The organism is Labrenzia sp. THAF35, from assembly GCF_009363595.1.
GTDB classification, from domain to species: Bacteria; Pseudomonadota; Alphaproteobacteria; order Rhizobiales; family Stappiaceae; genus Roseibium; species Roseibium algicola.
Genome location: NZ_CP045380.1, coordinates 6,095,561 through 6,107,499, shown reverse-complemented (window position 1 = coordinate 6,107,499; position 11,939 = coordinate 6,095,561). Strand labels below are relative to the sequence as shown.

The 11,939-nt window shown below is 58.9% G+C and carries 11 protein-coding genes; 7 read left to right on the top strand and 4 right to left on the bottom strand.

Translation table 11 applies throughout. The annotated features are described in order from the left end of the window. Positions 1-12: 12 nt before the first annotated feature. From FIU93_RS28110 to FIU93_RS28105, 3 genes are all read right to left on the bottom strand, one after another. The gene (locus FIU93_RS28110) at positions 13-987 is read right to left on the bottom strand and encodes a magnesium transporter CorA family protein (RefSeq protein ID WP_055658081.1); all 975 of its coding nucleotides are present in this window, start codon (positions 985-987) and stop codon (positions 13-15) included. Positions 988-1,263: 276 nt separating this feature from the next. Next, positions 1,264-1,407 (bottom strand): hypothetical protein, encoded by a 144-nt coding sequence (locus FIU93_RS31525; protein ID WP_023001827.1) that lies wholly within the window; start codon positions 1,405-1,407, stop codon positions 1,264-1,266. A 287-nt stretch (positions 1,408-1,694) separates the two neighbouring features. Next, a complete protein-coding gene (locus tag FIU93_RS28105) occupies positions 1,695-2,132 on the bottom strand; it encodes a hypothetical protein (protein WP_152507430.1) in 438 nt (145 codons plus the stop codon). A gap of 189 nt (positions 2,133-2,321) precedes the next feature. Here FIU93_RS28105 and FIU93_RS28100 point away from each other — a divergent pair, with 189 nt between their 5' ends. Next, positions 2,322-3,320, top strand: a complete 999-nt coding sequence (locus tag FIU93_RS28100; protein ID WP_152507429.1) for a DUF1499 domain-containing protein — start codon at positions 2,322-2,324, stop codon at positions 3,318-3,320. Positions 3,321-3,332: 12 nt separating this feature from the next. Here FIU93_RS28100 and FIU93_RS28095 read toward each other — a convergent pair whose 3' ends face one another. Beyond that, positions 3,333-4,235 (bottom strand): MBL fold metallo-hydrolase, encoded by a 903-nt coding sequence (locus FIU93_RS28095; protein WP_152507428.1) that lies wholly within the window; start codon positions 4,233-4,235, stop codon positions 3,333-3,335. A gap of 170 nt (positions 4,236-4,405) precedes the next feature. Between FIU93_RS28095 and FIU93_RS28090 the strand changes: the two genes are divergently transcribed. From FIU93_RS28090 to pstA, 6 genes are all read left to right on the top strand, one after another. Beyond that, a complete protein-coding gene (locus FIU93_RS28090; protein WP_023001821.1) occupies positions 4,406-4,891 on the top strand; it encodes an SRPBCC family protein in 486 nt (161 codons plus the stop codon). A gap of 244 nt (positions 4,892-5,135) precedes the next feature. Next, positions 5,136-6,491 (top strand): ATP-binding protein, encoded by a 1,356-nt coding sequence (locus FIU93_RS28085; RefSeq protein ID WP_077290630.1) that lies wholly within the window; start codon positions 5,136-5,138, stop codon positions 6,489-6,491. A gap of 161 nt (positions 6,492-6,652) precedes the next feature. Then, positions 6,653-7,645 carry a substrate-binding domain-containing protein gene (locus FIU93_RS28080; protein WP_152507427.1) on the top strand — a complete coding sequence of 331 codons (993 nt, stop codon included), beginning with the start codon at positions 6,653-6,655 and terminating at the stop codon, positions 7,643-7,645. Between the two features lie 354 nt (positions 7,646-7,999). After that, on the top strand, positions 8,000-9,040 hold the full coding sequence (locus FIU93_RS28075) for a substrate-binding domain-containing protein (RefSeq protein ID WP_023001818.1): 1,041 nt from the start codon (positions 8,000-8,002) through the stop codon (positions 9,038-9,040). Positions 9,041-9,105: 65 nt separating this feature from the next. Next, positions 9,106-10,575: a phosphate ABC transporter permease subunit PstC gene (gene pstC, locus FIU93_RS28070; RefSeq protein WP_152507426.1), complete on the top strand. Its 1,470-nt coding sequence runs from the start codon at positions 9,106-9,108 to the stop codon at positions 10,573-10,575. Then, on the top strand, positions 10,575-11,927 hold the full coding sequence (pstA, locus tag FIU93_RS28065; RefSeq protein WP_023001816.1) for a phosphate ABC transporter permease PstA: 1,353 nt from the start codon (positions 10,575-10,577) through the stop codon (positions 11,925-11,927). The genes pstC and pstA overlap by 1 nt, the downstream gene beginning before the upstream one ends. Positions 11,928-11,939 lie beyond the last annotated feature (12 nt).

Here is an 11,939-nt window from a genome sequence, read left to right as displayed (position 1 = left end):
ATGCCGGACCGGTTAAAGCAGGCGTTTCCAGCGGAAGAACAGGAACGTCAGCCCGACTGACGACACCATCAGGCCCAACGAGAACAGGAACCCGAGCTGCCAGTTCAGCTCGGGCATGTTGGCAAAGTTCATGCCGTAGATCGATGCGATCAAGGTCGGTGGCAGGAAGATCACGCTGACGACCGTAAAGATCTTCGAGATCTGGTTCTGCTCCAGCGTGACAAGGCCGACCGTTGCGTCCAGCAGGAAGGACAGCTTGTTGTCCAGTGCGTCGCCGTGTTCCTTGATGGAATGGATGTCCCTGCCGAACATCTTGCAGTCGGCTTCCTGCTCTTCGTTCAGGTTCAGACGTTTGGCATGTGTGCTGAGGTAAAGCATCATCCGCGACAGGCTGGTGCAGACATCGTGCATCTTGGACACATGCAGTCCGATCTGCCCCAGTTGCTTGATGGCGATCTGATAGCTTGCGGTCTTGCGCATGTTGAGGCCGTCGCCGAACACCTGCACTGCCAGCTTGTCATACCGTGCTGACGCGCTTTCCATTTCATCGGCACACCGGTCGACGATGATGTCGAGCATCGTGAAGAGAACAGCCGGCCCCTTGTGGGCGATCGTCGAATCGGCCTGAACCTTGCGGGACAGAAGGGCGATGGATTTCGGTTCGCCATAGCGCACAGTCACCAGCCGCTTGGCATTGACGACAAATGTGACAGACGAAAGCGCCGGGTCGATCATCTGCGTGGCGATCGGAAGCTGCGCGGTCATCACCACGGCGCCAGGTTCCAGGTAAAGGCGTTCGGAGGTTTCGATGGAGGCGATCTCGTCCCGTGTCGGGATTTCCGCGCCCATCAGCTTTTCTGCTGCCTTTTGCTCTTCCTGCGTCGGGGCGATCAGGTCGATCCATACAGACGTGGTCGGAAGGGGCGCGCCGGAGGCAAGCTCAAGACGCTCCAGACCTTTGACGGTCGGGCAGTAGGCAATGATCATGCAGGCAATCTCCGCCGAAGGACACGGAGCGTGCCCTGTTCGGCGGCAGTTTGCCCAACAGATCGGAAGACGGCAACCGTCTGAAGAAAGTGATTTTGCGGCACCCCGACGGGGCTTGGCCGCTTCAGGATGGCGGACATTCAATCGTCACCGATTGTATGTCCGAACGCTATCCTGGACCGGTCACGCCGGCCGTCAACCAGCGTCTCGAAACAACATGGCAAGCTGGCCGTCACCAGCGGCTTGCCGCGTCTTCGGACGCTATAGCGCAGCGGCTCAGTTCTTCTTTTTGGCCACCGTGCCCGAATTCTTGCAAAGGGCAGCTGCATTGAGGGCTGCGATGCCGACGGGCTTGTAGAGGTTCACCAGTTTCGCATCGGCGCTTTGCTTCGGGGCAGGGCGGGCAGATTGCTCAGACATTTGTCTCGTCCGTTGTCTTTTCCAGTGCCCGCTCTCTGGGTTAAAGTTTTCATGGCTCGCGGGCGGTGTGCATGTCGTATCCAATTGCGGCAAACGGAAGGCAGAAAACACGCCTTTCAGCCGGTTTTCGCAATGGATGTGAAAAAGCATGCGCTTATTGGCGGAAATCGGCCAGTCAAAAACAATAACAAGATGTAACGAATCCCGGCCGGATTTGAAGTAATACAGTAAGGATTTATTTACGAATTAGGCCTGCCAGTCATTTGAGCAAGTATATGACTGCCCATTCATATGAAATAGCTTCTGTGATTCCGTAGTGGAGAGCCTCGCAAGGCACTGCAGAATCCTAGCAGTGATCGCGCGTAGCTGAGCAGTACCGTCGTGGCACAAAGCCCCAGTCCGGCCAGCATCAATATAGAAGAGATCGAAGCTCCCAGAAGGATCATCAGGCCTCCTGTGCCGAGGCCTATGACCAAGAGGGCGATGGTTGTCCGCAGGTAGTGATAGTGGGCTTGCAGCCAGCGTCCGCCCGGTTCGGCATAGAGGATCGCAAATGCCAGGGCGATGGGCGACAGGAGTATCGTCAGAACCAGCAGGTGGCACAGGCAGATATTGGCAGAGCCTGGCCGAAACACGCCAAATGGTGAAAACGCCTTTTGTTTTCCGTCACCGGCAGCGCGGTGTTCCTGTTCGCTCGCCGTATGACGGGACCGCAATCCGGTCATGCCTTACCCCGATTTGCAACTGTATTTCCGGCGTGTCTTGCTTGCACGTTTATCGTTTGCCCAGAAGGAATGTATGATGTGTTCGCTGTCGAAGTGAAGTTCATTTTTGACAAATTGGCTGTAAACGAAGAAACAATCAGGTGGACACCTTGCCGCGCAGATGCGGCAAGCCAGGCGAGATAGGATCTCATGAAGCGCTACGCCGTCTATAAAACAGCTTCGGCACCGGCCAGTCGCACGACAGGCTCCGTGGCGCTGGCGCTCGCGGCAATTGCCTTTCTGGAAAAGCGGTTCGGCCTGATCGACGCGGATGTGTTTGTCCTGTCTCTGATTGCAGCGGCTACGATTGCGCTCGCCGCCATCCTGCTTGCCCTGTTCGGCTTCCACCGGATCTGGACCTATGGCGGACCCGGCGTGCCGGCGGCGCTCACAGGTTTGTTCCTGGGGCTGCTGGCGCTTGCGACGCCTGTGCTTGTGGTCGGAATGCTGGTCATGCACGCGGGAGCGAGCGACCTGGCCACCAACCGAACCGATCCACCCGAACTTGAAACAAATGTGGCTTCAAGCGAACAGCCTTTTCTCGACTGGCTGAACACCGCGCTTGTTGAAGACGTCTGGCCGGCCGTTGCCGCTTATACGGGTGCCGCGCCGGGCGTGACTGCTGTGGCCAATTCGGCGGAAGACCGTCTTTACCCCGATATCGTTCCGCGTCGATACCGCATTTCTACCGCTCAACTGCATGCGGCGAGTGTCAAGGCGCTTGAAGGTCTGAACTGGCAGGTCGTTGATGAATTGCCGCCCGATCTCCTCGATGCACCGACCTATCTGCAGGCCGAGGGCACTTCGCAGATCCTGGGATTGAAACACGATATCGTACTGCGCGTCCGGCCGGATTCGGTGGGGGCCCTGCTTGACGTTCGTTCGCGTTCCCGCACACCGCTGAAGGACCTGACCGACAATGCGGACCGCATCCGTCTTGTCTTCAGCGAGATCGACCGTGTGCTCCTGGAAACATACGGCGATCTGGCGCGGCTTTCGGTCGACGAGACCGAGCTGGAAGAAGACCTGCCGGCCGAACCGGTTGAAGACTTGCGCGAGACCATTCCGTTGCCGAGCTTCAAACCCTATTTCGAGGACGAGGATGCGCCGGTTGCCGAAGGTCTGGATGCGGTCGATCTGGAAGGCTGATCGCTTGCAGGCTCAGCCGGTGAGGCGATAGCGGGCGGCAAGAGACAGCTCCGGACTGGCCTCGACGCGGCCTCTGTCCGCGAGGTCCTCCAGGTGCGCGAATACGGACAGACCTGCTGCCGGGTGCAACGCCGGATCAACCGCTGCATAGAGCACCGATACGATTTCCGGAATTGATCGTTCGCCTTTTGCCAGTTCATGAAGGATCGAGGCTTCCCGGTCGAGCCTGTGCTGCTTCAGGTCGCGGACGTAGTCGATGGCATTGCGAACAATACCGCCGTGTCCGGGTAAATAGACGGATTCGGAACGGGCCAGCAGTTTGTCGATCGAGGCCATGTAGTCCCGCATGCTGCCGTCGGGCGGGGCGACGACCGATGTCGACCAGCCCATGACGTGATCGGCGGACAGCAGAACCGGTTCCCCGGCAAGAGCAAAACACAGATGATTGGACGTGTGGCCGGGCGTGGCGACGGCTTCAAGCGAAATGCCTGCGGCCTCGAACATCTCGCCGTCTTCCAGCAACCTGTCGGGCGCGTAGTCCTTGTCGCCGCTGGCGTCGAGTGGATTGACCTCGTTTTCAAGAAGCGCTCGTGCCGGCCGGTGCGGCCCGCACCCGATGATCTCGGCACCGGTTCTTTCTTTCAACAGCCGTGCGCCCGGCGAATGATCCACATGCGTGTGGGTGATCAGGATCGCCTCGATGACTGCGCCTTGTGCAGCCTTCAAGATGGTGTCGACCTGGCCTTCCAGGGCAGGCCCGGGGTCAACGCAGATCAGCCGACTGGTCCCCAGCAGATAGCTGTTGGTGCCATGAAAGGTGAAAGGCCCCGGGTTGTTTACCGTTAGCCGGCGCACGCCCGGCATCAGCTCGACGGCAGTTCCATATTGCGGATCGAACGTGCGATCGTGCTTCATGATGTCTCCAGTTGGTTCCGCCAGGGGCGACAGTTTCGGCAGGTTCTGCCTCGGTCTGTACGTCATGTATCTGACGTTTGAATCGGCTAGGGAAGCGGTACTTTGCCAAGCCGGGTCCAAATGTGAAACAGTGCGTTTGGGGTTGGAAAGAACGAATTTGACGGAAAATCATGACACATGACACCGAGTGCCGGGTTGAAGGCATGTTGAATCTGCCGCGGAGCCAGGCGTTTTCACTGTTTGTCGACCGGCTTGATCTGTGGTGGACATCGCCTTTCAAGGATGCGGGCGAGGGCAAGGTTCAGGCGGGTATCGATCCCTATGCGGGCGGTAGCTGTTATGAGATCGACAGTGAAGGCCAGCACAGGGTCTGGGGAACCGTCCTCTCACTGGAACCGCCGCTTTACATTCGTCTGGCCTGGCAGGTCAGCCGGGATGGCGAGGAAGTTGCGGATCCTGCGACGGCAAGCCGTGTCATGGTGAACTTCCGCGAGGCCGGGGACAGCACGCGCCTTGAAATCGTTCACAGTGAGTTTCTGAGACATGGCGAAGCGGGAGCGGAATATCTGGAACGCATGCGCCAGCCTGATGGCTGGCCGCGTATTCTGGACAACCTGAAATCCGCCGCCAGACATCCCTTGCCTCAAAATCGGTGATTGGTGCGGGTATTTGGCGCCGGTTCGGAAGTTTCGGTTCACCTGACGCGAAGAGCGTTGGTGGGTCGGAGCCCATTTTCAGGGGTGTATTTGATTGTCGCTTGGCTGACATGCTTTCCGTGTTAGGGGAGTGGTCCGATGCTGCCCCGATCTCCCTATTCCGGCCTTGCACATTTACTGAGACGTCGAAATAGTGTCTGCACTCGGGACACCTAACTGCTGAAACGAATTCGCTCGACCGTCCATGACCCAACCGCCTTCGCCAATCGAAGAACCTGCTGAAGACCGGCAGGCCGCATCGCCGCTGACCCGACTTGGCGAAGCCCGCTGGATTCTGCTGTTCGCGTTTGCTGCTGCCGCAGGCGCGGTCATCGTCCATGAAGTGCCGTTGACGACGGCGCTGCTCGCCATGGCGGCAATTGTTGTCGTGGCCTGTTTCGTGCCGCGCAAGTCTTCGAGCCGCAGGGTCAAGCTGAATGCCCAGCGGGAAATCCGCAGGATGTGGCCGGGTACGGGCATGAAGGTCACTGTTGATGCGTTGCCGACACCCTGCTTCGTTGCCGACGGGCGGGGCATCACCCGCTATGTCAACAAGCAGGCGCTGTCGATTTATGAAGGCGTGAAACCGGGTGATCCTCTGTCCTTCTCGCTGCGGGCTCCTTCGCTGCTGGAAGCGTTCGACCGTGTCTGCACAACGGGTGAGGCCGAGAAGATCAGCTGGATCGAGAAGGTGCCGACCGAAACCTGGTACGAGGCTCATATCTCGCCGATCTACATGCCCGGAAGCGCAGGCCTGGAAAAGATGCCGAGCTTGCCGGACTTCATTCTGGTGGTCATTCAGGACCTGACAGAAAATCGCCGGCTTGAACGCATGCGCACGGACTTCGTCGCCAATGCCAGCCATGAACTGCGCACGCCTCTGGCCTCGCTAACCGGATTTATCGAGACCTTGCAAGGACCTGCGCGCAACGATCCGGAGGCGAGAGACAGGTTTTTGTCGATCATGCTGGATCAGGCGGGGCGTATGCGCCGGTTGATCGATGATATCCTGTCGCTGTCGCGGATTGAGCTGAAGGCGCACGTCCGGCCCGCAAATGCTGTCGATCTGTCAGAAATCGTCCGGCATACGACCGATGCGCTGTCTCCGCTGGCCTCCGACATGGGCGTCGAGATCCGGCTTCAACTCCCGGACACCCCCGTGCGGATCAGGGGCGACAGGGACGAGCTCATCCAGGTGACGGAAAACCTGATTGAGAACGCGCTGAAATACGGCCATGACGGCAAGTTCGTCGACGTCGGCCTTGAAAGACCGCAGGCGCCGCAGGATGCACTGACCTGGCAACTTTCGGTACGCGACTACGGCGAGGGCATTCCGCGTGAGCATCTGCCGCGCCTGACAGAGAGGTTCTACCGGGTCGATGTCGAATCGAGCCGGGCGATGAAGGGGACGGGCCTCGGGCTTGCCATCGTGAAGCACATCCTGACACGCCACAGGGGCCGGCTGGAGGTGGAGAGCGAGCCGGGGCAGGGGGCGACGTTCAAGGTCAGTTTGCCTGCCATGGAGAACGTTGAAGGTCTGCCCGAGAAGATCTCCGCCTGATGCCGGATTGGCGACTGTCGTATTCCTGAGACGCGAGACTGCTAGAGACTTGCCACTGCAAGATCGGAAAAGTCTTTTGTGACCGGTCAGGCGATCCGCCGGAAGGAAGGCCTGTCTAGCCGGATCGCGCCAGCATTTTGTCCAGGAGTTTTAACGTGCCGATGTATTTTTCAGCCCGCGCTGTGTTGTGTGGCGTTTTTTGTTTGGCATCCCTGACCGCCGAAGCCCGTGACCGATTGCTTATCGTCGGCTCGTCCACGGTATTTCCATTTGCGACCGCAGTCGCAGAAGCAGTCGGCAGCAACGGCGTAAAGTTCCCGATTGTCGAATCCACGGGCTCAGGCGCCGGTTTCAACCTGTTCTGCAAGGGCGTTGGTGAACACACGCCGGACATCACGAATGCATCCAGGCGCATGAAACCTTCGGAACTGGACACCTGTCTCGCAAACGGCGTCACGCCGGTCGAAGTGGAAATCGGTTATGACGGCATCGTGCTGGCCAATTCGCGCAATGGCCCGAAATTCACCCTGACCGTGGAGCAGATTTTCGAGGCGCTGGCCGAGAAACTTCCGAAGGACGGACAGCTTGTCGACAACGGCAACCTCGCCTGGTCGGACATTGACGCGGACTTGCCGAATGAGGAAATCGAGGTGCTTGGACCGCCTCCGACCTCCGGCACCCGTGACGCGTTCGAGGAACTTGTCATGGAAGAAGGCTGCAAGACGGTCAAGGATCTGGAAAAGGACGGTTGCACGCGCATTCGCCGGGACGGCAGCTTTGTCGAAGCGGGCGAGAACGACGACCTGATCGTCGGTGCTCTGGAGGCCAATCCCGTGACGGTCGGCATCTTCGGCTATTCCTTCCTGATGCAGAACCGGGACAAGATCCAGAGCGTCGGCGTCAACGGGGTCGAGCCGACGTTCGAAAAGATTGCCTCAGGGGAATACCCGGTGTCCCGCCCGCTGTTTTTCTACATCAAGAAGGAACACGTCGGCCTTATTCCTGGCATGGAGGAGTATGTGGCTGCCTTCACCAGCGAAGAGGCCTGGGGCGACGATGGGTATCTGGCGAGCAAGGGACTGATTCCCCTGTCTGCCGAAAAACGCAGGCAAGTGGCGGCCGACGCAATGGCGTTGCCGGCCTTGCAACTCTGATCGAGCTGAACCGGGCAATGCAAAACCCCGTTCGGCCGCTGCGGCAGGTGCCTGAAAACCTCCCTGATCAGGCATAACGCTCGCCAGATGGATAAAAGGGATGCCTGTCAGCTTTGCCGAGGCAAGTGAGAGCTGCACCATGTGCACCTCGAGACGGGTTTTTGTGACCCTTTGCGACATAAAACCGTCAAGGAACAGGTTTTCTTGAGTAATTTCAGTATCTTAAATTGTCACAAAACTGAAAAGGAACTGTCATAGAACTCTCATCCGTGGAGCCTAGGTTCCCCGCATCGCTCGTGCACATCCAAGCGCGGTGATCATCTAGAAACCTTGACATTCAAAGGGAGTGGTCAAGTGAAATTTACGACCCTCGTTAGCGCAACTGCTCTTGCCGTTGCTTCCACTGCATTCGTTGGTTCGGCTCAGGCTCGCGACCAGGTGCAGATTGCTGGTTCCTCCACGGTTCTTCCTTATGCTTCCATCGTTGCTGAAGCATTCGGCGAAAACACCGATTTCCCGACACCGGTCGTTGAATCCGGTGGCTCCTCTGCTGGTCTGAAGAAGTTCTGCACCGGCGTTGGCGAAAACACCATCGACATCGCAAACGCTTCCCGCGCTATCCGCGAGAAGGAAATCAAGGCTTGTGCCGAAGCTGGCGTGAAAGACATCATCGAAGTCCGCATCGGCTACGATGGCATCGTCTTCGCTTCCCAGAAAGACGGCCCGGCTTTCAACGAATTCACCCAGGTTCAGTGGTTCAACGCTCTGTCCCCGAAAGTCCTGAAGGACGGTCAGATCGTCGACAACCCGTACACCAAGTGGTCCGAAGTTGACGCTTCCCTGCCGGACGCGGAAATCGCTGCTTTCATCCCGGGCACCAAGCACGGCACCCGTGAAGTGTTCGAAGAAAAAGTTCTGGCTGTTGGCTGTGAAGAATCCGGCGCTCTGAAAGCCATGATCGACGGCGGCATGTCCGAAGACGACGCTGAAGACGCCTGCATCGCAGTCCGCACGGACGGCAAGTCGGTCGACATCGACGGCGACTACACCGAGACCCTGGCTCGCATCGACTCCAACCCGAACGGCGTTGGCGTTTTCGGCCTGGCGTTCTACGAGAACAACACCGACAAACTCAAAGTGGCAACGATGGCCGGTATCGCTCCGTCCACCGAAACCATCGCCAAGGGTGAGTACCCGGTTTCCCGTCCGCTGTTCTTCTACATCAAGAAGGCACACATCGGCGTTATCCCGGGCCTGAAAGAATACGCTCAGTTCTTCGTTTCTGACGAAATCGCTGGCCCGGACGGCCCGCTGGCCCAGTATGGCCTGGTTTCCGATCCGGAGCTTGCCGCTACGCAGGCTTCCATCGAAGCCGAAGAAACGATGGGCAACTAAGCACATCTTTCCGGAAGGGCGGCTTCGGCCGCCCTTTCTTTCTTCTTTGCCGGTTGGGTCGCCCTATGTCACTTCCATATATTCTTATTGCGCTGCTGGTTCTGGCTGTCGCCGGATACATAGTCGGCCGCGGAAAAGCCTTAAGTTCTGCCGGAGGGGATGTGCGTGAGCTCCATTCCCTGCCTGGTTATTACGGCTGGAACGTCGTTGTTTCGATATTGGTTCCTGCCCTCCTGCTGCTCATTGCGTGGCTGATCTTCCAGCCCATCATTCTTGACAGTCAGGTTTCCTCCAAGATTTCCGAAGAGACCATTGCCGCAAGTTCACTCGACCTCGTCATGAGCGACGTCGTACGTGTTGCCGAGGGTCTCGATCTTGCCGTTTCTCAAGGCGCCATGTCGGCCGACATGGCGTCTTCCATCCGTACCGATCTGACCGACGTGCGCAGCCGTCTCGGCGAGATAGGTGTCGCGCTCGGTTCCGAAGTGACCGCCGAAACGTTGCGGGCCGCGCAGACATACCGCAGCATCTCGGGTACAGGCCTGCTGTTGCGGACAATCGGCGTTCTGGCGGTCGGCCTGATCGGTTTCGCTGTCGGTGTTCTGCGCACCAACAAGGATTTCCGTGCCCGCAACGTCGTGGAAACGGTCGTCCGCTATATCCTGATTGCAGCAGCCTCGATCGCCATCCTGACGACTGTCGGCATCGTGCTGTCGCTGATCTTCAACACGGTCGAGTTCTTCCGGCTCTATCCGGCTGCTGATTTCTTCTTCGGCCTGACCTGGGCGCCGAGCTTCGGCGGTGGATCGGAGCTGGGGATCGTGCCACTGATCTGGGCGACCATGTATATCTCCCTGATCGCACTTGCCGTTGCCGTACCGATCGGTCTGTTCGCTGCCATCTACCTGTCTGAGTATGCAACGCCGCACGTACGCGCCGTTGCCAAGCCACTGCTCGAGATCCTGGCCGGTATTCCGACCATCGTTTACGGTCTCTTCGCGCTGCTCACAGTCGGCCCGCTTCTGATGAACGTCTTCGGCTCCAGCGGTGCGCTCGGCGTAAGCTGGATGTCCGGTGCTTCCTCGGTGTTCACCGCGGGTGCTGTCATGGGCATCATGCTGATCCCTTTCGTCAGCTCGCTCTCCGACGACATCATCAACGCTGTGCCGCAGGCCATGCGTGACGGTTCGCTCGGACTTGGTGCCACCCATTCGGAAACCGTGAAGCAGGTCATTCTGCCGGCGGCCCTGCCGGGGATCGTCGGGGCCATCCTGCTCGCGGCCTCTCGCGCCATCGGTGAAACCATGATCGTTGTTCTGGGGGCCGGCGCGGCTGCCCGCCTCAGCATGAACCCGCTCGAAGCGATGACCACCGTGACCGCGAAGATCGTCAGCCAGCTCACCGGCGACGCCGACTTTGCCTCCCCGGAAGCCCTTGTCGCCTTCGCACTCGGCATGACCCTGTTCGTTGTGACCCTGGGGCTCAACATCGTCGCGCTCTACATCGTGCGCAAATATCGGGAGCAGTACGACTAATGACCGACACGACCCTTACGCCACCGTCGGGCAAGACCAGCGCTCCGACCCCGCACAAGACCACGTCGATCCTCGAACTCGACCCGCTGACCAGAAAGCGCAACGCCGCTGAAGCCCGCTTCAAGCTCTACGGCATCATTGCCATCGGCATCGGCCTGTTCTTCCTCGTCGCGCTGTTGTGGGCAATCCTTTCCAACGGCCTTGGCGCCTTCAGCCAGACCTTCCTGAAGGTGGATGTCCCCCTCAATCAGGAGCAGATTGCCGAAGCGGAAAAGTCGGTGGTCAAGACCTCCAAGTATCGGGCCATCATTGACGACGCCTTTGCCAAGGAACTTGCCGGTCTCAACATCACCACCGACATGTCGGCAAAGGACCTGCAGAAGCTGTTCTCCTCAGGGGCTGCCGCAACGGTTCGTGACTATGCACTTGCCAACCCGGACAAGATCGGCACGACGGTAACCTTCGAGCTGATCGCCTCATCCCGTGTCGACGGCTACCTGAAGGGCCGCGTCAAGCGCGAGGATCTTGCCGAAGACAAGAACCTGGATGCCGCACACCTGGATCTGGCTGACCAGATGCAGTCCGCCGGCATTCTGGAGAAGCGCTTCAACTGGGCCTTCATCACCGGAACCGATGCTTCCGACAGCCGTCCGGAGCAGGCCGGCATCGGGGCGTCCATGATCGGGTCGCTGTTCATGATGCTGGTGGTGTTGTTCCTGTCGCTGCCGATCGGTGTGGCTGCTTCCATCTATCTGGAAGAATTCGCTCCGCAGAACAAGTTCACCGATCTGATCGAGGTGAATATCTCCAACCTGGCCGCCGTTCCGTCCATCGTGTTCGGTATTCTCGGTCTGGCGGTCTTCATCCAGTTCATGCATCTGCCGCAATCTGCACCGCTGGTTGGTGGCCTGGTGCTGACGTTGATGACACTTCCGACGATCATCATCTCCACCCGCGCCTCCTTGAAGGCCGTTCCGCCGAGCATCCGCGATGCGGCCCTTGGTATTGGCGCCTCCAAGATGCAGTCGATCTTCCACCATGTCCTGCCGCTGGCAATGCCTGGCATTCTGACCGGCACGATCATCGGTCTGGCACAGGCGCTTGGGGAAACCGCTCCGCTGCTGCTGATCGGGATGGTCGGTTTCATCGCCTCCAATTTCCCGGACGGTGTGGCTGCCGGTTTCTTCTCTCCGAACTCGGCCATGCCGGCCCAGATCTACGAGTGGGCGAAACGCGCCGACCCGGCTTTCTATGAACGCGCTTGGGGCGGGATCATCGTGCTGCTGGTCTTCCTCATGACCATGAACATTATCGCTATCATCCTGCGCCGCAGGTTTGAACGCCGCTGGTAAGGATTGCTCCGA